At 56.8% G+C, this 26,480-nt stretch carries 22 protein-coding genes and 5 pseudogenes; 5 read left to right on the top strand and 22 right to left on the bottom strand.

Features of this window, described 5'->3' with window-relative positions; genetic code table 11:
- The first annotated feature begins 49 nt into the window (after positions 1 to 49).
- The gene (locus tag ML_RS07300; RefSeq protein ID WP_010908341.1) at positions 50 to 748 is read left to right on the top strand and encodes a dienelactone hydrolase family protein; all 699 of its coding nucleotides are present in this window, start codon (positions 50 to 52) and stop codon (positions 746 to 748) included.
- A 357-nt stretch (positions 749 to 1,105) separates the two neighbouring features.
- Here the strand turns inward: ML_RS07300 and ML_RS07305 are convergent, their stop codons facing one another.
- From ML_RS07305 to ML_RS15930, 3 genes and pseudogenes are all read right to left on the bottom strand, one after another.
- Positions 1,106 to 1,330, bottom strand: coding sequence for a hypothetical protein (locus tag ML_RS07305; RefSeq protein ID WP_010908342.1), 225 nt, complete (start codon positions 1,328 to 1,330; stop codon positions 1,106 to 1,108).
- 222 nt (positions 1,331 to 1,552) lie between these two features.
- The gene (locus ML_RS07310; protein ID WP_010908343.1) at positions 1,553 to 1,939 is read right to left on the bottom strand and encodes a PPOX class F420-dependent oxidoreductase; all 387 of its coding nucleotides are present in this window, start codon (positions 1,937 to 1,939) and stop codon (positions 1,553 to 1,555) included.
- 38 nt (positions 1,940 to 1,977) lie between these two features.
- A pseudogene (locus ML_RS15930) lies at positions 1,978 to 2,276 on the bottom strand (cobaltochelatase subunit CobN); the annotation flags it as partial.
- Positions 2,277 to 2,358: 82 nt separating this feature from the next.
- On the opposite strand from ML_RS15930, the gene sigC reads away from it, so the two are divergent.
- Entirely contained in the window at positions 2,359 to 2,913 is a 555-nt protein-coding gene (gene sigC / locus ML_RS07315; RefSeq protein WP_010908344.1) for an RNA polymerase sigma factor SigC, read from the top strand.
- A 759-nt stretch (positions 2,914 to 3,672) separates the two neighbouring features.
- On the opposite strand, the pseudogene ML_RS07320 reads toward sigC, so the two are convergent.
- Positions 3,673 to 4,429: pseudogene (locus ML_RS07320) on the bottom strand (cobalt-precorrin-4/precorrin-4 C(11)-methyltransferase).
- A gap of 161 nt (positions 4,430 to 4,590) precedes the next feature.
- Here ML_RS07320 and ML_RS19010 point away from each other — a divergent pair.
- Positions 4,591 to 4,899 (top strand): annotated as a pseudogene (locus tag ML_RS19010) (MMPL family transporter); the annotation flags it as partial.
- A gap of 1,592 nt (positions 4,900 to 6,491) precedes the next feature.
- Here ML_RS19010 and ML_RS07330 read toward each other — a convergent pair.
- The 7 genes from ML_RS07330 to nadD all read right to left on the bottom strand — a co-directional run bounded on the left by ML_RS07330 (position 6,492) and on the right by nadD (position 10,076).
- A complete protein-coding gene (locus ML_RS07330; protein ID WP_049769770.1) occupies positions 6,492 to 6,719 on the bottom strand; it encodes a hypothetical protein in 228 nt (75 codons plus the stop codon).
- A gap of 76 nt (positions 6,720 to 6,795) precedes the next feature.
- Entirely contained in the window at positions 6,796 to 7,272 is a 477-nt protein-coding gene (locus ML_RS07335) for a DegV family protein (protein WP_111481026.1), read from the bottom strand.
- Between the two features lie 38 nt (positions 7,273 to 7,310).
- Positions 7,311 to 7,526, bottom strand: a complete 216-nt coding sequence (locus ML_RS07340) for a hypothetical protein (RefSeq protein WP_111481027.1) — start codon at positions 7,524 to 7,526, stop codon at positions 7,311 to 7,313.
- An 82-nt stretch (positions 7,527 to 7,608) separates the two neighbouring features.
- Complete coding sequence (gene octT / locus ML_RS07345; RefSeq protein WP_041322801.1) at positions 7,609 to 8,352, bottom strand: diglucosylglycerate octanoyltransferase; 744 nt, start codon at positions 8,350 to 8,352, stop codon at positions 7,609 to 7,611.
- Positions 8,342 to 9,016, bottom strand: a complete 675-nt coding sequence (gene gpgP, locus ML_RS07350; RefSeq protein WP_010908345.1) for a glucosyl-3-phosphoglycerate phosphatase — start codon at positions 9,014 to 9,016, stop codon at positions 8,342 to 8,344. Before gpgP ends, octT begins: the two co-directional genes overlap by 11 nt.
- On the bottom strand, positions 9,016 to 9,405 hold the full coding sequence (gene rsfS, locus ML_RS07355) for a ribosome silencing factor (RefSeq protein ID WP_010908346.1): 390 nt from the start codon (positions 9,403 to 9,405) through the stop codon (positions 9,016 to 9,018). The genes gpgP and rsfS overlap by 1 nt, the downstream gene beginning before the upstream one ends.
- Positions 9,402 to 10,076: a nicotinate-nucleotide adenylyltransferase gene (gene nadD / locus ML_RS07360; RefSeq protein WP_081439343.1), complete on the bottom strand. Its 675-nt coding sequence runs from the start codon at positions 10,074 to 10,076 to the stop codon at positions 9,402 to 9,404. Before nadD ends, rsfS begins: the two co-directional genes overlap by 4 nt.
- 81 nt (positions 10,077 to 10,157) lie before the next feature.
- On the opposite strand from nadD, the gene ML_RS19015 reads away from it, so the two are divergent.
- The gene (locus ML_RS19015) at positions 10,158 to 10,247 is read left to right on the top strand and encodes an AbrB/MazE/SpoVT family DNA-binding domain-containing protein (protein ID WP_111481028.1); all 90 of its coding nucleotides are present in this window, start codon (positions 10,158 to 10,160) and stop codon (positions 10,245 to 10,247) included.
- A gap of 552 nt (positions 10,248 to 10,799) precedes the next feature.
- Here the strand turns inward: ML_RS19015 and ML_RS07370 are convergent.
- From ML_RS07370 to ML_RS15940, 5 genes and pseudogenes are all read right to left on the bottom strand, one after another.
- A pseudogene (locus ML_RS07370) lies at positions 10,800 to 12,240 on the bottom strand (VWA domain-containing protein).
- 30 nt (positions 12,241 to 12,270) lie between these two features.
- Positions 12,271 to 13,160 (bottom strand): annotated as a pseudogene (locus ML_RS07375) (AAA family ATPase); the annotation flags it as partial.
- 45 nt (positions 13,161 to 13,205) lie between these two features.
- Positions 13,206 to 14,465, bottom strand: a complete 1,260-nt coding sequence (locus ML_RS07380) for a glutamate-5-semialdehyde dehydrogenase (RefSeq protein ID WP_049769771.1) — start codon at positions 14,463 to 14,465, stop codon at positions 13,206 to 13,208.
- A gap of 1,291 nt (positions 14,466 to 15,756) precedes the next feature.
- The gene (locus tag ML_RS15935) at positions 15,757 to 15,987 is read right to left on the bottom strand and encodes a hypothetical protein (protein WP_231846564.1); all 231 of its coding nucleotides are present in this window, start codon (positions 15,985 to 15,987) and stop codon (positions 15,757 to 15,759) included.
- 389 nt (positions 15,988 to 16,376) lie between these two features.
- Positions 16,377 to 16,544: a hypothetical protein gene (locus ML_RS15940; RefSeq protein ID WP_231846565.1), complete on the bottom strand. Its 168-nt coding sequence runs from the start codon at positions 16,542 to 16,544 to the stop codon at positions 16,377 to 16,379.
- 1,349 nt (positions 16,545 to 17,893) lie between these two features.
- Here ML_RS15940 and ML_RS07390 point away from each other — a divergent pair.
- Entirely contained in the window at positions 17,894 to 18,400 is a 507-nt protein-coding gene (locus ML_RS07390; protein WP_041322803.1) for a HipA N-terminal domain-containing protein, read from the top strand.
- 1,800 nt (positions 18,401 to 20,200) lie between these two features.
- Here ML_RS07390 and ML_RS07395 read toward each other — a convergent pair.
- From ML_RS07395 to rplU, 6 genes are all read right to left on the bottom strand, one after another.
- Complete coding sequence (locus ML_RS07395) at positions 20,201 to 20,398, bottom strand: hypothetical protein (protein WP_041322806.1); 198 nt, start codon at positions 20,396 to 20,398, stop codon at positions 20,201 to 20,203.
- A 361-nt stretch (positions 20,399 to 20,759) separates the two neighbouring features.
- Entirely contained in the window at positions 20,760 to 22,802 is a 2,043-nt protein-coding gene (locus ML_RS07400) for an NAD(+) synthase (protein WP_010908349.1), read from the bottom strand.
- 216 nt (positions 22,803 to 23,018) lie between these two features.
- Positions 23,019 to 24,122, bottom strand: a complete 1,104-nt coding sequence (gene proB / locus ML_RS07405; RefSeq protein WP_010908350.1) for a glutamate 5-kinase — start codon at positions 24,120 to 24,122, stop codon at positions 23,019 to 23,021.
- 3 nt (positions 24,123 to 24,125) lie between these two features.
- Positions 24,126 to 25,565 (bottom strand): GTPase ObgE, encoded by a 1,440-nt coding sequence (gene obgE / locus ML_RS07410; RefSeq protein WP_010908351.1) that lies wholly within the window; start codon positions 25,563 to 25,565, stop codon positions 24,126 to 24,128.
- Positions 25,566 to 25,679: 114 nt separating this feature from the next.
- Positions 25,680 to 25,946: a 50S ribosomal protein L27 gene (rpmA, locus tag ML_RS07415; protein ID WP_010908352.1), complete on the bottom strand. Its 267-nt coding sequence runs from the start codon at positions 25,944 to 25,946 to the stop codon at positions 25,680 to 25,682.
- Positions 25,947 to 25,957: 11 nt separating this feature from the next.
- The gene (gene rplU / locus ML_RS07420; protein WP_010908353.1) at positions 25,958 to 26,269 is read right to left on the bottom strand and encodes a 50S ribosomal protein L21; all 312 of its coding nucleotides are present in this window, start codon (positions 26,267 to 26,269) and stop codon (positions 25,958 to 25,960) included.
- Positions 26,270 to 26,480 lie beyond the last annotated feature (211 nt).

The following is a 26,480-nucleotide window of genomic DNA, read 5'->3' on the forward strand; positions in this document are numbered from 1 at the left end:
GCCCTATACTAAAAATATAGGACATACATGACGTTATGAAGATGATGTTATGACCAAGATTCAGATCGACGCACCCGACGGACCGATCGATGCGCTGCTGAGTGTCCCCCCGGGGCCTGAGCCATGGCCGGGCGTAGTTGTGATTCACGACGCTATCGGCTACGAACCCGATAAGGAGTCGACCAACAACCACATCGCCATGGCGGGCTACGTGGCGATTACGCCGAATTTGTACTCACGCGGTAGCCGTGCCCGCTGCATCACCCGAGTCATGCGTGAGCTACTGACCAAGCGAGGCCGCGCCTTTGACGACATTCTGGCTACCCGCGATTACCTGTTGGCCATGCCGAAATGCTCAGGACGTGTCGGTATCGCAGGCTTCTGCATGGGCGGTCGGTTCGCACTCGTTATGTCGCCCAAAGGTTTTGACGCCTCTGCTCCGTTCTACGGCACTCCATTGCCTCGCAACCTCAGCGAGACGCTGAACGGAGCATGCCCGATTGTGGCGAGCTTTGGTGGCCGTGACCCGCTGGGTATTGGCGCACCCAAGCGATTGCGCCAAGCGACCCAGACCCGGCACATCACCACTGACATCAAGGTCTACCCCGATGCCGGGCACAGTTTCGCGAACAAGCTTCCCGGCCAGCCACTAATGCGTATCACGGGTTTCGGCTACAACCAGGCCGCCACCGAGGATGCGTGGAGCCGTGTCTTCGCGTTCTTCGACAAGCATCTGCGAACCGACTGAGACGCCTCACGGTGCGCCATCCCGGTTGAGCGCACAGATTCGCGACAACGATATTGGCGAAGGTATGTTTAAGGTATGTTTTGAGTATCACCTAGCCAGCACGCCGACAGTTAACTGCCGCCGTCGACGACGAACGCCGACCATGAATTGCTCATCATATCGCACCACCATGCCGGAGATCTTAAGCAAGCCAATACGGCGTTTCGCGGATGACGTCACAGAAATCCGTTGGGCCTTTGGAGAGCACGGATAACCTCCGACTGCACCGGAGATATACCCGCATGGCTGACCACCTCCTCGAGGTAGATAGATGCCGCAGTAGTTGGAATCCCAGCAGCGTGTCACGCAGGTCATCCACTAGCCGATACGCTCCAGCACCCACGTCAGCGCTGTAGTCCGGCATTCGTACAAGATCACACTATACTGGCCGTCGGGCATCAGTAACGCATCGATGCTGTCCACGCTGGCCTCTGTCCAGCGGACGAGATGCTGCAACTTAACCGATAGCAACATGTCCTGATATGCACGGCGGCCATCCTTATTCGCCTGCGGCGCAAACCCGATGACCAGGATGGCGCCCAAACACCGGAGAGCACCGACCAGACCTCAACACCCTGGCCATTGACCATGCTGTCGTCAGCCATCCCGGGCGTGCCGCTTTCGGTAACAAAAACCACGCGGTGACCTTTGGTCACTCAAAACCCGCCACTTGACCTCAACCCCAGGCCAACCTAGGCCGGATCGAAGTCCCGATCTGGAATCGGGATAAATACGGTGCTCATCGGTGCTGCCGACTTGTCGGAGTCAACTTCCAGACACTCTGAGCTCAAGACCGACATTGTTTTGCATACCTCCGCGCAACTTGCTGACGAAGTTGAACAGCCGGCCCTGGATGCCGTACTGCTTGCAGATTGCGTCATAGACGCTGCCCGTTTGCAACTTATCGAGGATGGTGGCGTTACCCTGGACACCCGCGCTCGTCGCGCAACCACGTACGTTGCAAGTGGCTAGCGTAATCCGGGGGTTATTGCGGATTCGCTTGACCTTCCACGCCTTTCCCGCGGATATAGCTAGCAGCCGGTCGCCGTCAGCGGCCGCCCAGATGGGAGTCGGCTTGGGTCGGCCATCCTTGGTGAATGTGGTCAACAGGATGTACTTTGCCTTGGCTAAGTCGGCAAATGTGGGCGTCACAGCCCCAAGCTTACCGGTGGCGAACCGTCCAGATCGCCCTAGGTTTCCAACAGCACCTGACGCAACTGATCGAGAATGCTCGGTTGCGAGCCGGCCCACATGCTGCGGTCATTCACCTCCAGCAGATGTTAGGTCATATAGTGCAATGCCCACGGGCTGGACTCCGCCATGCGCTCCCGGTTCTCCGAGTCCAGAACGTAGCGCTAGGCAAGTTGTTCATACATCCAGTCGGCCATTACCCTGGTGGTGGCGTCATAACCGAACAGTTAATCAACGGTCACCGCCATCTCGAACGCCCCCTTGTAGCTCTGTGCCGACGCAACGCACCTGCTGCACGAAATCAATCAGTGCGGCCATCAATCAGTCTACGACAATTGGTCGTAGACTGATTGATGGCCGCACATTTAAAGTGGATCCCTATGATCGCGTCTAGCGGCGACGAGGCCGTTACTGACCTCGCCTTAGCAGCTGCACGCGGGAGCAAACGAGCACTGGAGGCGTTTATCAAAGCCACCCAGCAAGATGTGTGGCGGTTCGTCGCCTACTTGTCGGATGTGGGCAATGCCGACGATTTGACTCAGGAGACGTTCCTGCGAGCAATTGGAGCCATCGAGCGGTTTTCCGGACATTCCAGCGGCCGAACCTGGCTGCTGGCCATTGCGCGCCGGGTGGTCGCCGACCACATCCGCCGGGCCCAAACACGACCCCGCACCACCTTCGACGGCTACCCCGAACGCATGCTCAACGCCGACCGCCACGCCCGCGGATTCGAAGACCTCGTTGAAGTGACAACAATGATCGCCAACCTTGCCACCGAACAACGCGAAGCCCTGTTGCTCACTCAGCTTCTCGGGCTGCCCTACGCCGATGCCGCCGCGGTGTGCGGTTGCCCGGTGGGGACCATTCGATCCCGGGTCGCCCGTGCCCGGGACGCGCTGTTGGCCGACACCGAGCATAACCACCTGACCGGGTAGAAATTTAGCACACAGCAAGGCGATTTCCCAGGCAACGGCATTGCTGAGTGCAATGACGACCCAAAACGTCGCTCCGTGCCTTATTACTCTTTGTCCTTGCCGTGCAAGGAGTTTCTGCTTGCCCGAGTCGGGCTATCCATTCGGTGGCTTGATCGACGGTGCCGATGTTCGTCGTCCCCGTCCAAGTAGCGGCGACCACTGCACCATACTTACCGGTATATATAGAGCGGCAGCAGCATCCAACTTCGTTCAGGTCATGTCGCCGCCGCTATTTTTGATGACCAGCGTGTCTATGGAGTGTACACGCAAGCAGCTCGAACTCGTCGTCGTAGGGACACGCCCCCGGGACAGCAGCACCTGATGATGACGCAGCAACAACGTCTCAGTCCAGTACGGTGACCACCCGAATTAAAAAAACCACGCCTCACTGTCGGTGAACGCCTTTACGCTAGAGCGGTTCGTGGTGAGAAAAACTCTCGAATGTGTTGTTCTACAATTGCTTATGACGCCTCGGCGGCGTATGCTGTGATGGTCGTCGCCGACGGGTGGTGTAATCTTGACCACAGCGTCAGTCACCTCGTCACACAGCCCAGTCCGTAAACCATCGCCGTCGCCGAGCCCGCCAATGCACACCGCACCGACCGGCAATGAAGAGTTTGGCATCCGACCGGCCAGCGAACTAATGATCTCGATCTTAGGATAGAATGCCTTCGGCCAGCGTACAGCCTTCAGAGGTGCCGTCCAGCAGCAACCTCCGCATCAATGAGAGCCCTTTTTGCGGCGCGCAGTCGAATATTATATAGCTGTCCGTGAACCTTCGACGGCCAGTAAGTAGCCGACGATGATGACAATGGTCTCGGTGATCTGGGCCTCATGCATCTGGTCGGCGATATCGGCCAGCGTGCCGCGAAGCATAGTCTGCCGCGGCCAACTCGCGAAAGCAACAACAGCTGCGGGGAGTTCAGGCCGGTTACCGGTTAGCAGCCGGCCAGCAGCTGCGAGATTATCACGTCGATCTGAGCAGAGGCCAGGCATAGGACTAGGCTAGGGCAGCCAAGGCTTCGCCCGGCGGCATGGCATAGAGTTCAACAGGGTCGCCGCCAAAAGCAGCGTCATTGTCTGTACCACTCCCGGGAGGATGAGTTCACTTTTTAGAACGACCGTTGCCATAGCGAAAGCCGGTACACCAGGCACCATGTCATAGTCGATGCCCCGTGCGTCGAGCCGGCGACCTTGTTCGACCAACGCGTTATACAGCCGACGGATCTCCCGAGTGCAAGTGCGACACGTCGTGGCCGGCAGCGTCGGCGTAGGCGAGCTCGGTGACCGATCCGTTCAAACGTCAATGGACCGGTGTCGACAACTTTTGCGCCAGGTAAACAGCTGCACCAGCAGATCGTCGGAAATGATCGAACCTGGGTAGAGGCACAACCTGACATCTTTCCAGGAGCCGTTGGGCGCGGACGGTGATCAGGTCAGTTATGCGCGGGCCCGCGTCGATACAATACACCGTCACTCTAAATTACCGCCCATTGGGTAAGCGGCATCTGCGGGTGGCCAACCAGTGAAGTCGCCCAGCGGCTCACCACGATAACGCTCAACGCGTTGTAGCTGGTTAAAGGCTTATGTGACCGGTCCTTCCGCGTTCAAAGATGACATACATATCACTTAGGTAACGCGAGCCTGACCAAAATCACTCTGTTTACCTTGGGCACCATTGCAATGATGTTGCTGCTGGGCCACCGCTACATAGCCATCACACTCGTCCAGCTGTTCATGACCGGTATAGCTTTGGCTTCGTCACGGACGAGTCATCGCGTTTCGCGCATACCACGACATATTCGAGCTCACCACGTTCGTCGCGAACACCCCTACATGCTGGCGATCACCGCCGGAACAGATTGCGGGATCTTCCTCGTCAACTGTTATCCAGAGGCACGTCAAGTCGGCTACGACCAAGACGACGTACTACACCATATTTCGTAGTGTGACCTCGGTTGTGCCAGGGTCGAGTCTGGCCATCGCTGGGGTGGCTTATTGCCCGAGCTTAACCAAGCTAGTCTGGTTCAACACCATGGGTGCGTCCGTGGCAATCGTAATGTTGGCTGTGGCGTTCCCCCGGGCTCACAATGGGTCCGGCTGTCATCTTCGTCGGCAGTTGTTTCGGTCTTTTCGAACGCAAGTGAGCGACCAGAGGCCGGCTGTGGCGGCGGATCGGCACTGAGTTTGGTCGTCAGCACCGCAATTCGTCCTGATCGCGCTATCGGAATGTGTCACGAGTTGCAACGACCGTTACTACTTGCCCGCCAACGTCCCGGCCAATCTTGACTACCAGACTGCCGAACGGCATTTCACTCAGGCGGATGAACACGGACATATTTATGTTCGATGCTAACCACGACATGCGGCCAACATGCTGGTACCGGATAAAGTGGCCAAAACATCATTCGCGTGGCGGGAATCGTCATGATTCAGGACATCACTAGGCCTCTGGGAATTCCCGATTAAACACAACTTGATATCGTTTCAGGACAGCATAGATTCAAACGACCATGCAAAATATTAATTTTCTTAAAGATAGAGTAGCCTACATTCTCGAGATAGCCAAAGAAATGCAGTTCATGATCGAACGTATATATATATATATATATACGTTGACGCAAGACCTTTCCAACGCCGCTGACGACAGTGCAAAGATCACAGCGGAAACACGTGATTATCACCGATAATTTGCGGAATCCAATCGCTGATTTCAACGACTTATGACGACCGATCAGAACCTTTTTCTATTGGTTATAGGAACTGGTTCGACATAGCTATATGCTGGTCGTTGTTATACCTATTCGACTCGTTGAACGAGTGCGACCAGCTTGCCAAGCAGTTCCACAAGATCACGGCTGATATCTAACACACCACCGCAGCCATTAACGATTTGCTGCCACTGATTCCGCGATCATCAACACGATGAAGACCACAAAAGGCTTCATGCTAACGATGTACGTTACCTTCTCGGCAATGATCCATCGAATGGATGGTTATGAGCGATACCGTCATCGTCATGAGACAACCCCAAGAATGATGACTTCTTCTACTTTCCTTCGGAGGCGTTCGATACCCCGGACTCCAGACGGGTCTACGGATGCTCTTGTAGCCAGATACCAAGTCGGGGCGCTTTATCATCACCCATCGAAGCGATCCGATGAACAGTAAGGACATCTCGCGTTTCGCTGTGGAGCGAACCTACGCACAAGAGGGACTGTAACACAGTTCCTCTTGTGCGTAGGCCAAGTTGCACCTCGAAAGTACTGCCGCGATTTCAAATACATGCACAAAGGTGCGAAATACGACCTGATTATCGTGGGTGGCCCCGGCACTCACGCTGATCTTTATGATCATGCTGCCACTCACCCAACACCTGGTGACCGCGCTGGTGATCAGTCGGCACCGCAGCCAACTCAATTGCCGCGTCCTTAGGACTGCCTGTACTAGTATTGATAGGGTCTTGTCGGCTCAAAATCCACTGAATCGTCATGGCGCTGGCCGTCATCATCTTGCTGGTGGTCGGCTAAGACTACAGCCTACTTCTGGTCTCCCGATTCAAAAAAGATATCCACACCGGACTCAACACGAAGACAATCCAATAGATGGAAAGCATCGGTGGGGTGGTGACGGTCACGGGTCTGGTATTCGCTTTCACTATGGCTGCCATACTCAACAGCTAACTGCCAGTTATCAGCCAGTTCGATACCAAGCGTCTGCATTGGTATGCTTATCGTGCGCATGTTGCTGGTGCCGTTGATCGCCACAATGCTAGGCCGCTAGTTCTGCTGGTTGCAAAAGTTGTGCACCAGCATGGAGACACTGCCCGGCAGAGTCTAAGTCTCAGTTAGCTCCACGCAGACCGCGACAGCTCCGGCACTGACATACAGCGTCAGCACCGTGGTCAAAGACGTCACGATCGCTGGCTCGCACGCTTTTAGGGGCTGCGCTAGTGCCGCTGGCGCCAGCTGGATTGGCGACGTGGTGCACCGTCAGAGCCGAGGGGCCCTCACCGATCACTTCGCAAATCCGATCGATCATCGCGGCCGTAATCTGAAAGACAGTGCACAACCGTTGGACCAGAACAAGTTTGCCGTCCTCGATACCCAACAGCGGTTTGAGCACCAGCGCGGTATCCAACCAAGCTTTGACACCACCGATGCGCCCGCTACGGCGCAGGTTGTTTAATCGATGCACCACGATGAACGAGTTACTTCGTCGTACCGCTGAACTCGCAACGAAGGCAACGGTTTCTATATCACAACCGGTGGCCGCAGCCCGTTCAGTGACGGCACAAGTTCCCGGCAGCGCCGACGAAATATGCTACTGCCCCAACACACCACCACCCCCGATGTCAGTCAAAGCCTGCTGGTAGGCGGCACAGAGTGCAGCAGGAGTCGCCACCGCGGTCGTGGCGTGGGAAGCTTATATACGTCGTAGGGGATATCGTCCACATCGTCGCGCAAATCGACACCGTCGAGCAAAATGCGTAGCAGAACCAAGCATATCGCCCACTTTTCGCACATAGCTTCCGTTAAAAATAACGACGCGTCAGTCACCATCACGACGGTCACGGGCGCAGCTCATCCTCATCGCTTCGTCTCCTGCAAGCGGGAGGTCCCCCTACTAAACCGTCTCCAGCGCGAGAGTTATAGCCTAGCCGAGGGATTTCTCGTTTGGCACCCCGGCTTCGGTCAGCGCCTTGATCATCAGTTCCGCAACAGCTTGGTGTGCCTCGAAATTCCAATGAATGCCGTCCGGATTACCATGTCCGCCTATAATGTACTCGGCAACAGCTGCTTTGAGATCCACCAAGGGAATAGCATGGCACTGCGCCCATTCCGTGATTGCCGCCACGGTCCCCGGTCGGCCGTGGTGAGCCTTGTCGTAAGTCTCGGCGATGTGCACCGACGGTAGTGATGCCACAATCGGGATTCCTGGACGGTTGAAATGGATTGCACCACGCGTCCTTTCAAGGTACTGAGCGGTCAAGTACGGCGGTAACGCGGCTTTAGCCACTGGTGACAATCGTGGCTGCACCCAGCCGTACCCGCCGCGGATCCAACGACGCAGCCAGGGCGGCCGCACGTAGCGGATCAGCTCACGTAGCGCGGTAGGCAACACCGAAGGTAGCGAATCCATTCCGCCAGTAGCGAAGATGACAGCGCCTGCTCTGGGCAACGCCGCCCAGGACCGAGGATCCTGGGTTGCCGCCCACCAGACATCGCGGCACGTCCAGCCGATTCGACCCACCAGCTCCAAATCCCAACCTAATTGCGAAGCAACAATATTAGGCCAAATACGGGGATCGTCAGCAGGCAAGCCGCCGGTAGGTCCATAGTAGGCCAGCGAGTCGGCGAAGACCAGCAATACGGGTCTTGACGCTACCTCAGAGCACATCGTTAGAGACCTGAACCGAAGCGTTCCACACGTCTAGACGCCACTGAATTAGATCCAGCTCGCTGTCTGACTCATCAGAATGACCGGACAGTTGCACCCAACTGGCATTACCCATGCTGCCCAAAATCGACCAATTGGCGACCGGGAGCCTTAACAGCGCAGCCGACAAGGCGGTGATCAAGCCACCGTGGGCCACCAGCACCACCGGGCGATCCGGTTCATGACAGTCACCCCACTCCGGGGCACCAGACACCACTTCAGTGACCACCGGCAAACTGCGGGCCGCCACGTCAACCCGACTCTCCCCGCTATGCGGTGCCCATGTTGCGTCTTCGCGCCATGCCAGCCGGGCACCCGGAGCATCGGCATCGATCTGGCTGTGGGTTAGGCCCTGCCAGTCGCCGAGGTGGGCCTCACGTAACCGGTCGTCCACCCAGATCTTCAACCCGGTCCGCTCCCCCAGTTTGATCGCCGTGTCATAGGCGCGCCGCAGATCCGACGACACGATCCGCAACGGCTGCAACTTACCCAGTACCTCGGCAACGGCGACCGCCTGGGCGCGACCCAATTCACTAAGCTCGGTGTCTAGCTGGCCCTGCATCCGGCCACCGAGGTTGAAGTCCGTCTGCCCATGCCGCAACATCACCAAACGACGCGTCCTCATCACGGGCTCGCTGATTGCCCGGAGTGTTGAGATATGTCCACCGGTACCACCAGGCAATCACCCCACAGTCGATCCAGGGCATAGAAGTCACGATCGTCCTGATGCTGAATATGTACAACGATGTCGTGGTAATCCAGCAGAGTCCAGCGGCCTTCACGAGCACCCTCACGGCGTGCCAACCGGTAGCCTGCTTGGCGCATTTTCTCCTCGACCTCATCGACGATGGCATTGACCTGCCGTTCGTTGGACGCCGAAGCGATGACGAAACAGTCCGTGATGCCCACCAGTTGCTCGGAGACATCGATAACGACAACGTCGTTAGCTAGCTTCGCGGCGGCCGCTGCGGCGGCCACTGTTGCCATGTCGATCGCCTCCTTTGTGGCATTCATGTGTTGTTTCCGACGACCAGACTGGGCGTCGTTAAGCGCCCAGTCCCAGCCACGCCGTGAGGTCCACGATAGAGTCGGCGCTTGAACACGTACTGCACGACACCGTCGGGCATCAGATACCACAGCGGTTGACGCTGCTCGACACGTTGCCGGCAGTCGGTCGACGAGATCGCCAGCGCCGGGATTTCGACCAATGTCAACGCGTCTGCGGGCAGCTCGCCCATAACCCCGGTGATGTGCTCTTGGCCCAGCTCATATCCGGGTCGGCTGACCCCGACGAATCGCGCCAAGTCGAAAAGCTCGTCCCAACCTTGCCAAGACAGAATGGAAGCCAGCGCGTCGGCGCCGGTAATGAAGTACAGTTCGGAGTCAGGGTTGAGGGCATGCAGATCGTGCACCGTATCCCTGGTGTAGGTGGGGCCGGTGCGGTCGATGTCGACTCTGCTCACCGAGAAACGCGGATTGGACGCGGTTGCGATCACCGTCATCAAGTACCGGTCCTCAGCAGCGGAGACGTGCCGACCCTTTTGCCAAGGCTGCCCGCTGGGCACAAACATCACTTCATCGAGTTCAAACATGTGCGCCACCTCACTTGCAGCAACCAGGTGACCATAGTGGATGGGGTCGAACGTCCCACCCATGATTCCCAGCCTACGAAAGTGTTTTTGCACAATTCGCCAGTTTACTTGAGCGCATCGCGAAGGTCGTGATCGCGCTAGTTAGTCGCGGCAGTCAAATTGTAGCCTCTAGGCATGCGTGCAACCATTGATAAAGCAGGCAGTTTGGTTATCCCGTCGCCTCTACGCAACCATCTCGGGCTGCGAGAGGGTGAGTCGAAGTAACCGCTGACAGCGCTGGACTGCGCACAGAACTGCTAGCCGGTGACTAACTCGACAAGCGAGAGGAGCGCTTTGTGATACCGACAGGGGGAGCGGAAATCACCGACGCCATCGTCCAGACATTGCGCGATGCCGATCAATGCTAGCACACCCACATCACTTGTGGACACTAGCATCGCCGTACTGATGGTCACCGATCACGACCACCACGAAGAAACATTCCGAGTACTACAAACAGCCGGACAGTGAGTCTGGTCAGCCACGCCGCATTTGAGACATTCTCTGCCCTGGCCCACCTGCCACCGTCGGACCGCAGGACTGCAGTGACCATTGCGAAGGTACTGGAACAAACACCTTTCCGGAGACCAAGTTTCTCGGGACTTGCGCCGCCACAGCACTACTGGGAAAAACCGAAACGGCCAAGACTCGCCGGTAACGCAGTTTATGACGCTCTAGTCGGCACCACGACCAAGGAACATCCACCCAGTCCTAGTGACACTTCGTGATCGGCGAGCAGTGGAAGTCTGTCTCACTCTCGACATGGACATCGAACTGTTAGCCCGAGCAATCGTGGCGACCTCCAACCGGTAACAGTCTAGTCTATCACCGCGGCAAGCTGTTTGGCGGAACACCATTCGCGCATAGTGACCACCTTCTTGGTAGCTCGGCACCGCCAAGTTGTGACTGTCCCATAGGTATTTGGGCTCAAAATTCACCCAGTGCTCCTGCTGGTTGGTAGTCACCATGTAAACTGGCATATTAACGGCCGGACCCGGTAGTTGATGTGCCCGTTCCCCAACACCAGCAGCGAGCTGGGTGACAGCAATGCATTCAGGTGAATTCACATGAACGAGATGAATGCGTTGCCGTCGTAGAAACGCTCGTCTCTCAAGCTGTAGAAACCACCTCCCGAATGATCCCCTGGATCGCCATAGCCAGGTTGGCATCTGGGGAAAACATGTGGGTCACCTCATCGGTGGTGTCAATGAATACGAAGACACGAACGCTTAAGTACTGTCTGCTTCAGAGCGTGTACCAGTAGCAAAGTGAAGCGGCTAATCATTCCGAGCACGCGGGACGAGGTTTAGCCAGCACTGCTTCGATTAGCATGCCAACGATCGACATCGACTTACACAGCGTCTTACACAGATCTACCGACCCGGCGCGGGCGTGCCGCTGACGGGCTACCAGCCGGGATGCGAGCGTACGAGCCAGCAGAGCCCCCCATCCAGCGCATCTGGCGCAGCTGATCACCTGAGGTACGCAAGAACTCGACGTTTTCCGACAGCTCGTGTATGCTATCCACTTCGGATATGGTCGTGGCCAAGTTACCTAGTAGTTGTGCCACTTGTTCTCGGATTCCGCTATACTACGAATCTGCGCGATCCTTTGCTCTGCAAGGGATTTAGCGCTCTTCTACTGGGTAGTTGTGGGCTCTTCGTCATAACGGGTTAACAGCCCCGTGAGCAGCTTGCTTTCCAGTGCATCCAGCACCATTGCCTTAACCGCCTGACACGGTGAAAACTACGGACCGCGACTAGAGTTGTATTTGCCTTTCGCCTCCAGATCCGCGGGATCATCCCCACTAGCCGCTCATCCATGTAAGCGAGGTCTGTCTTGTCGGTGAGCAGGTCCAACAGCAGCTGGCGCGTTGCCTCGAACGTCGTCAGGTAGCAAACTGCCGTAGCCGGACCCTACTGCTTCTTCGTTTATGAACACTGCGCATGCGCCCAATGCCGTCGGAACCCACAAATCGAACATGGTGTCGTAGGTGTCGCGGTGATCTGACTAGCGCAGCACCGCACAGGCGATACTCCGCGCGGAGCATCTTACGGTCACCCAGACCAAGAGTTTCCAGCACCTGGCCGGCATCTATCGTCTCAGAAGGACCCAACGAAATCCCTTGCTGGCGAGTCTCTCCCCCGAACTCAACCAAGTGGAAGGACAGCCTGTGCGGGGCGAGCGATCGAGTGGAGCAGATGCAGTTGGTAGCCATTAAGTAGACCGTATAACTTAATTCAACCCCCAGCTCCCCCATAGCGCGTTGCTGGTCGCATTGATGCTTGAGGACCACGCCGAGTATGGCAGCCACAGCAGCGTCGTCTATGGTGTCCAGACCCAGTGCGAACATCGTACGACCCCAGCCGATAGTCTCCAGCGATGGACGGACACCTTCTTGAGCCGCATCCCGCGTAGCACGCCGATGATCCGTACCCGCTCCTTGGCAAGGCGCTTAGACAGCTCGGGGACTCGAGACAACAGAATCCGGCGTTCCAGTTCAGGGCTAAGGAAGTCACGTGTAAAAACAAGCAACGGCGCTTGAGCTCCTCAGACAGTTCGCGGGTGGCATTGGAGGTTAACCACCACAAACGGCGCCCGGACCGCGGTGAGGTACCCAGTTCGAAGATCGTACCGCGAAGTCGGACAGCGCGTCTAGCAGCACGCATTCACTCTCGATGTCGACCTTCTCAGTTGCGTCGATCAACAGCATCGTCGGTTCGATGTGCCGGATCGCAGTCAGCAACGAACGCGGCAGCAGAAACTCTTCGCTGAACGCAGCATCTTTCGTACGATCCCAATCGCTGCCGTCTCCGGAATCGGCCTGAATGAGCAGGATCTGTTTGGCGTAATTCCACTCAAATATAACGCACGAGATACAGTGCACGAGCCTCATCGACCCCTTCGTAGCACTGCAGCCGGACCAGACCAGAGCTCGGTAGCCTGAGCGACTGCATGGCCCAACTCGGTCTTGCCGACTGCCAGCTAGGCCTTCCACCAGCAAAGGATTACCCAACCGGTCGGCGAGAAACACCGCCGTAGCGGTGGCAGTGTCTGGCAGGTGGACCGGTCTCAGCCAATCACCGCGAGACGTCGGGGATATCGACCAAGAGACATGGGACGAGCTGGCACAGTCACAATCGTATGCTCCCAAGCTGGTTGTGTCCGGCGAATATCGAAGGGTCAGGCCGGTCGGATCTGACCGTCTCCCCACACGATCCACTTAGTCGAGGTCATTTCCGACAGTCCCATTGGTCCACGGGCATGCAATTTCTGGGTGGAGATACCGATCTCGGCGCCGAAACCGAACTGCCCACCATCAGTGAACGCCGTCGATGCGTTGACCATCACCGTGGCCGAGTCCACTCCGTCGGCAAACCGTTGGGCGGCAGCCATATTGGTGGTCACAATCGCCTCGGTGTGTCCGGTGCCGTACTCATTGATGTGGGCAATTGCGGCGTCGACGCCATCGACCACCGCCACGGCAATGTCCATCGACAGGTATTCGCGACACAGGTCAGCCTTGTCCGGGTCTCCCGAAAGACCACCGTGCACCGTTACTCCGGCACCTTGCAAGGCAGCGACCAACCTAGGCATAGTGTGATCGGCAATCGCTGCATCGATCAACAGCGTCTCGGCAGCATTGCAGACACTGGGCCGACGGGTCTTGGAGTTCAGCAGGATCCGTTCGGCAACCTCCAGGTCAGCAGCCTGATGCACGTAGACGTGACAGTTGCCGACACCGGTCTCGATAATAGGCACTTGCGCGTCACGGACCACCGCATCAATCAGGTTCGCTCCCCCGCGCGGGATCACCACATCCACCAGGCCGCGAGCTTGGATCAGGTGGGTGACCGTGGATCTATCGGCAGCTGAAAGCAGCTGGACCGCGTCGGCGGGCAAGTCTTCGCTAACCAACGCAGCGTGCAACACCTCTACGAGCGCTTGGTTGGACTTCGCCGCTGACGAGCTGCCACGCAGCAACGCCGCATTACCTGACTTGAACGCCAGTCCGAAAGCGTCAACGGTGATGTTAGGCCGGCCCTCGTAGATCATACCCACTACGCCGAGTGGAACCCGCTGCTGGCGCAACTGCAGCCCATTAGGTAGCGTGTAACCGCGCAACACCTCCCCGATCGGGTCGGGCAACGCCGCGACTTGACGCAAACCGCCCGCGATTTGGTCAATGCGTTGCCTATCCAAAGCTAACCTGTCGAGCGTCGCGGCCAGTGTGTCGGTGGCCCGAGCCGCCTGCAGATCTTCGGCGTTGGCCGCGAGGATCTCCTCGGTGTGAGCAGTTACCGCCGTTGCTGCGGCCCGCAGTGCATGGTCCTTAGCTACCGTCGGCATAACTGCGAGAGCGCGAGCAGCGACCCGGGCTCGCCGGGCAGCATCGTGGACTTCTTGACGCAAGTTGGTACGCGATGGTGCTTCAAGACTCATCAATTCAGGGTATCGGGCTTTCCTTGGCCAGCTACGACCGCCCGTTAGTCGGGGGCCAGTATCAGGGCGATGCAAACAGCCTGCCCGCCATGACGGCCCCACAACGCCATGTTTCCGCTCTACCACCATCATAGACAGATAGCCGTCAAATTCCGGTTATGTTCGAAATTCCCGGAGTCACAGGCCCTATGGAAAATCGCCGATCGATTTGGATTCAATGCATTTGGGGTTACGACCACTTATACGAGAAGACATACACGGGCTGCCATGACAGTGACCGCTGAACGAGTGCGAATCAGCTTCCCGGTAATTCGGCATGCCTTATCGGAATCCGGCGATTCTCGCCAAAATGACGGTCAGAGTCGACCACATTTCCTGGGGAAGCACGTGAACTTCCGAACCGGTGCGGGATAGCACAAAGACTAGCACCGCGGCTACAAATCGATTTGCCGAGCCTGGACACCCGGGTCGCGATGCTCGAATGAAGCGCTGACTGCGATCAGCAGGCTCTGGGCCGAAGAGTCGGTGACCTTATACCGGACGCTTCCTTAACCTCCGATAACGCATTGCATTGTACGACCCCAAACCACTTAAGGTCCCACACCCGCCTATTGTGATCGACGGCTCAGAACCAAAGATTCTGCGGGTCATTGCACACCACGCCGGCGAATGCAACATGCCCAGCTACGACGGTCCCGAGGAATGGGACGTTGCGAACGCTAGCCTGAACACCGCATACACCGAAATCGGTCACGACCCAACGAAATACCTACACTCCGCACAAGTGCACCTGACCTCGACGGTGGCAGGCCAAGGCGATGAGCAACTGGTGATATTGCCGGAATTCAAGCGAATCGACTGCGAGTACTTAGATCACTTCATCAGTTCCGTCTATCGACATCGTGCCGACCTGCGTGAAATGTCGAACGTCTCGCATCATTTTAGTATATCTGCGAGCAGACATAGATGCCGAGCTGCGGTGAGCCACTGTGTATTCGATAGGCGAGAATGACCACACCACCTCAACATATCATAGACAAGACCGGAACGACCCTTCAACTTGCTGACGACGTTGCCTATGTTAACTAAATCTAAAAGCGTAACTAATGGCCCGGATTGGCTATTGAATCTATCGATGATTCGCCATAGTTCCACTGCAAAAAACGACGCATCCCTGAACGCTATCCAGTCGTGGAGTCGTTAAACTACAGTTAACAAGGTAGCCATTGCGAAACATACACATAATTTTGATTCCAAGGGTTTCAGCAGCCGCATCAAAATTCCGAAATAATTAATCTACAATCCAGACCAATTCATCGCCCGATAGATTGTTGGAAATATCATTGATCCCAACGTTGTAAGCAAAGATGATGGCCACGTCCTGGTGTTTTTGTTCAATGGTCTCCTTATCATCGCCATACCGTTGCACAACCGACTCGGGAGTCAGTACCAACAACAGCTGGTTGTCTGCCTTGCGTTGCTCGTTGAGCAGCTCTTCTTTGATCGCTAGATTCGGACTCATCTCGTTGAAAGTAGCAGTGATATAAAAGATTTCGTTGCGTGAAATTACCGACATACCGACGGTGTAGTCGCCGTAATTGATCTTCTACATGAGCTCCTCTAGCCTCCGGATAGGCCGCAAAAATATTTTGGGCAAGCAACAGCGACGGCGACTCGCCACCGCCAGTGTCTTGTCGAACTTATTTAGCTACGCAAAAGCATCCGAATCGTCTCGGGTCGTCGGAATCGATCAGTTCAGATCGGAGTTCGGCACTGTCAACGGGGCTTGAGGTTCCATGCCCCTATAGTCAGTAGCGGTGACGGTTCCAGTCTGTCCACGTTGGGCAGCGAAAAGAGTCGCACCTGGAACCGACTGCACCAGCGTCGTGCCACCCAACTGGATAGCTGTGTCTACGACGTCGTAGTGAAATACCGGTAGCCACCGCCTCGCGCCGGTATTCCTGCGGAGTCTTCCAAGAAGAACCGTGAATCCAAACGCATCAAATTGTCGAAGACGACCAAATATGTCTGAGTCAATGGGACCATGCCGGTAGCTTCCCAATGTTTGTCAGCAGTCATGATCTTATTGCTCTCCGAAATCGGCAGCGGCAAAGCCATGACACCTTCGATCTAGCCGTTCATTCGAACTGGCTACACCACCCACGCGGTGGGAGCATCAAGTTGAGGCTAATCTTCCTGGAAGTCGGTGATCCAGAAAAAATCGACATCGTTGGACCGTAATGCTTTTGGTACACGCCTCGCGGGTTATTATTCACGATAGGGGCTAATCAGGATATTGGTTCCGAAGTCGGTGACTGTGTCGACCGAGTAAACAACGTTGCCCTGCATGTTCAGCAACAGTGCACCTCGATATTCAAAATAGGTGGCAATATCGCGGAGGCAAAAATTGTAGCAGGAATTAACTGCCGATCATGCACGGCCGTCTCAAACGTCCTCAATAGCCACCGCAACCGGATACCAACGTGAACAGTGCCGTGTATTACACCTGAAATTATTTCTTCTGGGCAATGAAATTCAGCAGAAAAGCATTAAGATAGATTGTGTCACCGGTGATCTGATTGATCATATTATTGTTGTAATAGTTAACAATCCTCTGTTGTGGAGGAGAATTGATCGTCATATCGAGGATACCGAACCTATTGCTGTAGATAACCAGCAAATCCATCACCTCATCACACAACGCCTCTACCGGTCGTTTCTATAACTCATGAAATTCGACCAAATCACTCGGATTCGACTTGCCGCAATGCATTGCGACCGAATAAAGCAACGATGACACCACCACACCCAACGACAGCACACTGCAGACCAACAGCTTGGACTGGACGCCCACCCGGAAAAGCCGAAAAAAGGTACCTACCCTTACGGTCCTGCTGCATCCTTCTCTCCTGAGCTGGAGGGTTTCTGCCTAGGGTTCCGATGTCTGTTAGCTTACTGGCTGTCAACCGCCTTCCTACATCTCTCTGGCCAAACTCAGCATCGACTAACGCAACAGACTAGCGCGCGAACCTCAAGACCAAAGGGCCAAACGCGGGTGCTTCAAATCACCCTTGTGTACGCGTCTTTGCCTCAAAAGTCATTGTAATGCATATTTCGATCACATGCATTCGTACCAGACGATGATCGAAATATCACGCATTTATCGTTGTTGCGTATTATTACCGATATGCCGATTATCGCGTGGCGCTGGTGTATGACACCACCGATCTGGGTAAACACATCCGAAGAGTCCGTTCAATAAGGACTGTCAACAGGATGAACTCACCAAGCGTATCGACTTGACCCGCATGACCATCTCTCGGATCGAGTGCAGATAGTCTGTTCGCAGTGAACACTGGGCTACGCGCGCCCTGAGTGCGGCACCGCACTGGCGTTAGTACCGCAATTTTCTCATGTGGCGGTGCTCTATGACGCGTAGAGCGCTCGACGTGGAGCTGTACGGCATGCACATCGCCTGGCTCAGCAAGCTGGGTCACTTTCGACTGCATTTGAACTTCACCAAGAAGGCCCTGAACTTCTTCGGAGAGGTCAGCCGGGTGCTGTCGCTGGCATTGCCGATCTCACAGCGACCCGTGCACGATGCATGCGGCGCGACCGGGGCACAAGATATTAAGATATTAAGCGTGCATCGAAAGTCTTTTCCCGAAGACAATCTGCGCCGTCACCTCATTTCAGCGGCCGGTATTTCGGTGACCGACACGATGTGTATACTTGCGTCAGTCGATGAGGAATGTGTGGGAACTATCCAACTTTTCACAGACAGCGTGACTCCCGATGCTGGTCGTGTCTGCCGATTAAAACAAGTAGGAGGTGACCGAACTGGTAGCGAAATTACTTACTTACCTACCAATTTTCCTACTGGTGCGACGCCACAAGTATCGCTGGCTAGCTTCCAGGGCAAAGTCTTGAGTTAGTAGGCAATTCCCGACGGCTGGTGGTGCTGCCCAAAGGCCGGCACTGCGTCGACGCATATCACAAGCCCGAACCGCTTGGTGGTGCGATAACACACCTAATCCAAGTCGAGTATTTGGGCGTTACCATTAACGCGTACAACGGAGGTGAATGCGGCAAAGTCACTTCTGGAGCGGTTCGACAAGCGCAAGGCGATTGTCATGACCAGCTATGACCGCAACCCGACGAGCGAATGACTACATCGGTAGGGCTTCTGCCAAGCTCTGGGACTTGATCCGTAAGCCATGCATGAAAAAACCAGCGAAGCAAGATTTTTGGGAACACGGGTCGGTTAGCAAGCGGCAGCATCCAGGGCTCACGATCCGAATGCGTTCCAACTGGAGCTGTTGCAAGCGATCACGTTTAACGTCGTAGTCAACAATAGCGACGTTTACTCGAAGAACTATTCTGTGATGATTGATAGCAACGAGAGCGTGTCTATGACGGAGCGCCGTAGTGCACCTGAATCCCTGATTCAGGGAATAAGGTAAGTGATTAACGGTAAGAACAGCATTGACACGATTGATCCCAACGATCTGGCGGCTGAAACGGCGTCTTGGAGTATGAGGGGCGGCACGCGGCTGCAGCGGTCTGTTCGTGCATGGAGCAGGTGCAGCCTAACCTGGAGCTCCTCTGGGAGAGGCGATCATGTACGAAAGCGAAAAACTCTGCTCAGTCAACGTGACTGGCTGAAATATGAGGGCAAACACCGTCCGGGCTCTCCACGACGCACGTCTGCACAACAAAATGCAGCAGTGAGGCCATTGTGTGATTGATATTAACCTCGGTTAGCTTCTGCAGCATGACGGCATGTGTCTGCATGGTAGGGGGTGTAAACATGGTATCTGCCGTTCGACGTTGCTCGGCTTCCCCCTCCGGGCGAAAGTCGTTAACCTACACACCTCGCGGCAAAGGCGGTAATTAAACCCTAGCAGCAGCGCGTGCGCCAGTACAGTTCATCAGCGCAGTCGGCAACAACCTTGCCGCTGAACGATTGGCGAGTACATCTCCTGACCAACGATGTTGGCCTGGAGGGAACTGGCAACGTGCCCGGACCGAGCAGCACAGCAGTTATCTGTAGTCGACGCCAGTGCCGAGAAAACCATCTTTTAGCGCTAGGCATGAACAGTCAGCTGACACTCGTTGATGCGGCCACACAGCAAATCCGGTCAGCCGTAGCGGTCTTCACGGCCAATGTTTCACCGGCAGGACCGCATACAGGACCGCTGGCTGAACTGGCTTCCCTCGCCGACGTCGTGATCGAAAACAAATCTGAGGAGCGCAAATGACCTTGGTCGCCAAGCCATATTGGTGCGAGGTGATGCGTTAGCAATATACTCTCCGGTAGTTGCCGCGGTGGATACCACCGGAGCCGGCGACGTGTTCGCCAGAGTCCTGGCAACGAAATGGCCGCGCACCGAGACCAAGCCCGAGCTTTAAGACTCAGCGGTTGCCCATCGTGGGGCATAGCTGCGCAGCAGGCGCGCTCGCGACACTGCTACCCGGCACCGGTGGACCGCACACTTGATTCCGACGCGATCGAAAGAAGCATACAACGAAAACCACTGCCGCCGACATTGCTCTGATGCTATTCCCGGTTTTCATCGTGCTGGAATTCTGCTAGCATAGTTGATTATATGCACCGTAGTACCAGATCTACCGAATTATGTAGCACCAACCTCCGCATTGGTTCACTGGAATGGATGGCTGGGGGTGGGCTTTGTCATCACACTGAAGATGGCAGTTATCTACCTAATCCTGTATCAGGATAACGTTATTGAAATTTTCAATGTGCTGCGGTCAGCTAGATTAAGGTCGCCGAGACCCTCGTCACGCTTGCCGGGATAGCATCGAAGGTTTACCCGCAACTGCAGATCGACGATTCCTGGTGAATCGGCGTGGATGAACGGGAAACCACGACGTTGGTGCGCATCGGTGTATTCGGGTGAGTGCGCAATCATATCGACACCGACACATTCATATATCTACTCGTGATTGCTTTGTTGACAAAGAATTTCGTTGTCATTCCAAGGTGCCCCCTGCTCGTCTTCACGACCTAGGTACAAGTCCACAGCGTCTAAGAACCCTACATGCTTCGGACGCGCTACGGTGCTTATCGCTGCTTGCTACACCACCACCGTCGGCCAGTTCATCCCTAGTGCCAGATTGATCCGCTAACGACACTCGACGCACATCATGCGCGATGGCCAGACCGGCACCGGTTTAACGGCTGCGGTTCGACACTAACAGCACCGACAAATAGTGACCCGAAGTAGCCCAGCTAGGAAAGCCCTCCTGATCTGGAAGACGCACCGTAACCGGCTACTCTTCGGGCACTTCGCGCTCGATCTCGTCGAGCCAGATCCGTGCGGACATATCTGACGGGGCTCGCCAATCCCCACGCGGCGATAACGCTCCTCCATGAGACACCTTGGGGCCATTGGGCAGCGCTGATCTTTTGAACTGACTGAACGAATAGAAACGTTGCACAAAAATCTGCAGCCAATGCCTAATTTCCTTAAGTGAGTAGGACAATCGTTTATCTTCTGGGAATCCAGGTGGCCACTTGCCGCAATTGGGATCGCTCCAAGCGTGCCAGGTCAGGAAAGCGATCTTCGATGGACGAAATCCGTACCGCAAGACCTGAAACAACGAAAAATCTTGTAGGGCAAACGGACCAACCTTTGCTTCAGTGCTCTGAAGTTTTTCTTCACCATCGCTTGGAATAAGTTCCGGAGTGATCTCGGTGTCGAGCACCGACTGCAGCACCTTATCGACCTGCTCCTCGAATTGACTCGAGGCAATGACCCAGCGGATCAGGTGTTGCACCAATGTCTTTGGAACACCAGCATTGATATTATAGTGGGACATTTGATCACCCACACCGTAGGTCGACCAACCCAGCCCCAGCTCTGACAGGTCACCGGTGCCGAGCACGATGCCACCATGCTGGTTGGCCAGCCGAAAGAGATAATCGGTGCGCACTCCTGCCTGGACGTTCTCGAAAGTGACATCGTAGGAAACCTCGCCGCGTGAGAACGGATGACCGATTTTTTTCAGCATCAACGTTGCGGTGTCTCTGATATCTATTTCCGTGAAAGTAACACCCAGTGCGCGACACAGCTCGGTGGCATTGCTTTTGGTGCGATCTCCGGTCACGAACCCGGGCAGCGTGAATGCGAGAATGTCGCTGCGCGGGCGTCCTTCCCGGTCCATTGCGCGCGCGGCGACGATCAGCGCATGTGTCGAATCTAGCCCGCCAGAAACTCCGATTACAACCTTCGGGTAGTCCAACGCACGCAACCGTTGTTCAAGCCCGGAAACTTGGATATTGTAAGCCTCGTAGCAATCTTGCTGTAAACGCTGCGGATCGGCTGGGACAAAAGGAAAACGCTCAACCTCCCGCAACAATCCGATGTTGCCGACCGGCGGCTCGAGCCGAAACTCAATGCGCCGGAATGGCTCAACTAACGCTCGGTGACGGCGACGGTTGTCGTTGAAGGTGCCCATGCGCAATCGCTCGGATCGAAGCAGTTCGGTGTCGACGTCAGCGACCGAGCGGTGCTCCCCCTTGGGGAAACGCTCGGATTCCGCGAGCAGCACCCCATTCTCCCAGATCATCGTCTGACCGTCCCAAGCCAAGTCGGTCGTGGACTCACCCTCCCCCGCAGCGGCATAGACGTAAGCGGCTAGACACCGCAACGACGCCGAGCGGGCCAGCAGGCGACGGTCTTCGGCGCGGCCGATCGTGATCGGGCTGCCCGACAGGTTCGCCAACACCGTCGCGCCTGCCAACGCGGCTTCGGCGCTGGGCGGCACCGGCACGAACATGTCCTCGCAGATTTCAACGTGCAGCACCAAGCCGAGCAAGTCGGCCGCGGCGAACAGCAGATCAGGACCGAACGGGGCCCGCAAGTCACCGATGCCAATGGTGCCGTGTTCGTCGTCTCCAGGTGCGAGTTGACGACGCTCGTAGAACTCCCGGTAGGTGGGCAGGTACGACTTGGGTGCCACACCGAGTACCACACCGCGGTGGATGATCACTGCGGTGTTGTAGATGCGATGCCGGTAGCGCAGCGGGGCACCAATGACCAAAACCGGCAACAGATCCGCGGAGGCCACAACGATATCGAGCACGGTGTCCTCGACAGCCTCGAGCAAAAGGTCTTGGAGCAAAATATCCTCGATCGAGTAACCGGACAACGTCAGCTCTGGGAAGACGGCCACGGCAACTCCGTCGTCGTGACACTGGCGGGCCAACCGCAAAACCGATGCAGCGTTGGTCGTCGGATCGCCGATGGAAGCGTGATGGGTGCACGCAGCGACTCGGACAAAACCCTGGCTGTAGGAGTTGTAGAAGTCCATCGCCCTCTCATTGTCACCCGACTGGTGTCACCAAGCATTCGCCGGGTTGACACAATGAGCTGGCAGTGCGGTACGGGCGTCCGCATAATGCCAGCGTTATTGGCGTGTCGCTGTATAAACTACGCGCCCTCGCGCAGTGGTATTGGTCCCGCAACCACGCCGAGATCATCTGCGGCGCAGATGTATCTCGGTGCAACGAAGACGCCCTGACCCGCATCAAATCGAGACGAGGTCGTCGGCGTGCACCGCGGGCCGGCGCAGCTCGCAAGGCAGCTCCGAGGTCGACCGGCCCATCATGGCGGCCAGCTCGGTCGCGTCATAGGCGACCACACCGCGGGCGACCATCGTCGCGTCTGGTCCGCGCAATTCCACGACATCACCGCCGTAGAACCGGCCCGAAACCGCGGTGATACCCGCGGCCAGCAGCGAGCGGCGTTGCTGTACCACTGCCCATACCGCACCCTCGTCGAGGGTTAACGAGCCGACAGAGTCGGCAGCATAGCGCAACCAGAACCGCCGGGCGGACATCCGGTCCGGCCGCGCGGCGAACACTGTGCCAACCGAGGCATCGGTAAGCGCAGTCGCGGCGTCAGCCGCGGCAGCCAGCAGCACCGGCACACCCGCGTCGGCGGCCAGTAGCGCCGATGACATCTTCGATACCATTCCACCTGTTCCCAAGGAACTGCCCCGGCTGGCGACCACACCATCGAGATCTGCCGACCCGGTCACCTCAGGAACAAAGCGCGCACCGGTATTCTTCCGCGGATCCGAATCGTAGAGACCATTGATATCGGATAGCAGCACTAAAGCTTCGGCACCGACCAGGTGCGCCACCACCGCCGAAAGCCGATCGTTGTCACCGAACCGGATCTCGTTGGTAGCCACGGTGTCGTTCTCGTTGACGATTGCCACCGCATGAAGCGCCCGCAACCGGTCTAGGGTGCGTTGAGCGTTAGTGTGTTGGACTCGCATCGAAATATCCTGCGCAGTCAGCAGCACCTGCCCTACCGCGCGACCATACCGGGCGAACGCTGCGCTCCAGGAGTTTACCAGCGCAACTTGCCCGACGCTGGCCGCAGCCTGCTTGGTCGCTAAATCTTTTGGGCGAAGTGATAATCCAAGCGGCTCAATGCCGGCGGCGATGGCACCCGAAGACACGATGACCACATCAGTACCGGCCTTCATCCGCGCCTCTATCGCGTCGACCAGTCTGGCCAGCCGGCTAGAATCGAATACTCCGGATGATGTGGTGAGCGCGTTAGTCCCAACCTTGACGACCAAACTCCGAGCAGCTCTGATCGCGTCGCGATGTACACTCACGGCTCATCCACCGTGTTTGTGACGCTGATGCCGCGCAACCTTGCGTTCAGCGGTACCAACGGGGTCGGTACTTTCCAACCTCGCGTCGGTACCCCGGCCTGACATTGCGACCGGATGGCCCGCAGGCTTTTGTGGCTCCCAATCGAACGTCATCCCACCAATGCTTACTGTACACCCCGGCTGTGCACCCACCCGCAGCAGTTCGTCCTCTACCCCGAGGCGTGCCAGCCGGTCGGCGAGATAGCCGACCGCTTCGGCGTTATCGAAGTTGGTCTGATGAATCCAACGTTCGGGTCGCGTACCGGTAACCACAAAGCCGCCCTGTCCGTCCGGTTCAACGGTAAAGCCGCTGTCATCGACAGGCACCGGACGAATCAGCGACCGTCCCGGCGCCGGCTCCGACCTCGCGGCGTGGTACGCTGAGATCATCTGCCACAGCCCGAAAATCAATGACTGCAGGTTTTCTCGAGTGACCGTCGACACACTAAACACCGGCCAACCGCGCTCGGCAGCAATGTTGTCGCAAACGAATTCAGCGAGCTCGCGGGCGTCCGGCACATCGATTTTGTTGAGCACCACCGCACGGGGCCGCTCAGCAAAGTCACCCAAAGTCGTATCTCCTTGCAGTGTCGGGGTATAAGCTGCGAGTTCGGCCTCCAGCGCGGCGATGTCCAAGATCGGATCACGCCCCGGTTCTACACTCGTACAATCCACCACGTGCACCAGCACCGCGCACCGCTCGATATGCCGTAAAAAGTCCAGACCCAGGCCGCGCCCCGCCGAAGCTCCCGGGATTAAACCAGGCACATCAGCGACGGTGAACGCGTGTTCGCCGACCGAGACCACGCCGAGATTGGGAACAAGCGTAGTGAACGGGTAGTCGGCAATCTTGGGTTTGGCCGCCGAGATCACGGACACAAGGGACGACTTTCCGGCCGAAGGAAACCCGATCAAACCGACATCGGCAACGCTCTTGAGCTCCAGGGTGAGATCACGAGACTCGCCTTGTTCACCGAGCAGTGCGAAGCCGGGCACCTTGCGGGTACGCGACGCGAGCGCTGCATTGCCCAAGCCGCCGCGACCGCCAGCGGCGGCTTGGAAACGAGTGCCCGCGCCTACCAGATCAGCTAGCAACCGACCGTCTTCGTCCAGGACGACGGTGCCGTCGGGGACTTTGACTTCCAGATCCGCGCCGGCTGCACCGTCACGGTTGTTGCCCATACCCTGTTTGCCGGATGGCGCGGTGATGTGCGGTCGGAAATGAAAGTCCAACAAGGTGTGCACATGAGGGTCGACGACGAAGACCACGCTGCCGCCACGGCCACCATTGCCACCATCAGGGCCACCTAACGGCTTGAACTTTGAGCGATGAATCGAAGCGCAGCCGTTACCGCCAGAACCCGCCCAGGTGTGGATGACGACGCGATCGACAAACCGAGGCATCGGGGGTCCTCTCACCCGCCAACGAACACATGTGCCGAAATCTACGTTTTGCAAAAAACGCGTGAATGACTACCTGCAAAACACCGATTTCGCGCGAAGGGACCACAAGACGTTCTAGTCGGCGGTTAGCCCGACAGCGACAATGTTGACGGTCTTGCGTCCACGCTTGACGCCGAATTCGACGGCTCCTGCCGATGTGGCGAATAGTGTGTCGTCGCCGCCGCGCCCGACGTTCACACCGGGATGAAACTTGGTGCCACGCTGGCGGACCAGAATCTCGCCAGCCTTGACGACCTGGCCACCGAACCGCTTGACTCCCAGCCGCTGAGCGGCGGAATCGCGACCGTTACGCGAGCTAGAAGCTCCCTTCTTGTGTGCCATCTGTTTGCTCCCTACTTGATGCCAGTGACCTTGAGGACAGTCAACTGCTGACGGTGTCCCTGGCGCTTATGGTAGCCAGTCTTGTTCTTGAACTTGTGGATACGGATCTTGGGACCCTTGGTGTGCTCGAGCACTTTACCGGTCACCGCAACTTTGGCCAAAGCTTTGGCATTGGTGGTGACGGTGGCGCCATCGACGACCAAGGTGACGGGCAAAGATACCTTGGCGCCGGGCTCGAAGTCGAGCTTCTCGATCTTGACCACGTCTCCCACAGCAACCTTGTACTGCTTGCCACCGGTCTTGACGATTGCATAGGTCGCCATTATTGCTCCTGCCTCTGTCTTTCTAACCTCTTCTGGGCACTTCGCGCGGTACCACCGGCATACGCGTAGCTAGGTCTGGGGTGGGGGCTCAGACCTGATCACTGGGCTGAGGCCCGCTGTCGCCGGGCTAGGTTTAATCGCCTTCCTGCCGACAACTACCCAAGGGTAGTTGACCAGCGACTACAGGGTCAAACAGGCTCTGACCGCTGTT

The sequence above is a fragment of the Mycobacterium leprae TN genome, from assembly GCF_000195855.1.
In the GTDB taxonomy this organism is placed as follows: domain Bacteria; phylum Actinomycetota; class Actinomycetes; order Mycobacteriales; family Mycobacteriaceae; genus Mycobacterium; species Mycobacterium leprae.

Coding starts and splice junctions, on each gene's coding strand:
- ML_RS07300 (WP_010908341.1), top strand. CDS start 50: ATGACCAAGATTCAGATCGACGCACCCGACGGACCGATCGATGCGCTG.
- sigC (WP_010908344.1), top strand. CDS start 2,359: ATGATCGCGTCTAGCGGCGACGAGGCCGTTACTGACCTCGCCTTAGCA.
- octT (WP_041322801.1), bottom strand. CDS start 8,352: ATGTGCTCTGAGGTAGCGTCAAGACCCGTATTGCTGGTCTTCGCCGAC.
- gpgP (WP_010908345.1), bottom strand. CDS start 9,016: ATGAGGACGCGTCGTTTGGTGATGTTGCGGCATGGGCAGACGGACTTC.
- rsfS (WP_010908346.1), bottom strand. CDS start 9,405: ATGAATGCCACAAAGGAGGCGATCGACATGGCAACAGTGGCCGCCGCA.
- ML_RS19015 (WP_111481028.1), top strand. CDS start 10,158: ATGCGTGCAACCATTGATAAAGCAGGCAGTTTGGTTATCCCGTCGCCT.
- ML_RS07380 (WP_049769771.1), bottom strand. CDS start 14,465: ATGAGTCTTGAAGCACCATCGCGTACCAACTTGCGTCAAGAAGTCCAC.
- ML_RS15935 (WP_231846564.1), bottom strand. CDS start 15,987: ATGAGTCCGAATCTAGCGATCAAAGAAGAGCTGCTCAACGAGCAACGC.
- ML_RS15940 (WP_231846565.1), bottom strand. CDS start 16,544: ATGACTGCTGACAAACATTGGGAAGCTACCGGCATGGTCCCATTGACT.
- ML_RS07390 (WP_041322803.1), top strand. CDS start 17,894: ATGACGCGTAGAGCGCTCGACGTGGAGCTGTACGGCATGCACATCGCC.
- ML_RS07395 (WP_041322806.1), bottom strand. CDS start 20,398: ATGATTGCGCACTCACCCGAATACACCGATGCGCACCAACGTCGTGGT.
- ML_RS07400 (WP_010908349.1), bottom strand. CDS start 22,802: ATGGACTTCTACAACTCCTACAGCCAGGGTTTTGTCCGAGTCGCTGCG.
- obgE (WP_010908351.1), bottom strand. CDS start 25,565: ATGCCTCGGTTTGTCGATCGCGTCGTCATCCACACCTGGGCGGGTTCT.
- rpmA (WP_010908352.1), bottom strand. CDS start 25,946: ATGGCACACAAGAAGGGAGCTTCTAGCTCGCGTAACGGTCGCGATTCC.
- rplU (WP_010908353.1), bottom strand. CDS start 26,269: ATGGCGACCTATGCAATCGTCAAGACCGGTGGCAAGCAGTACAAGGTT.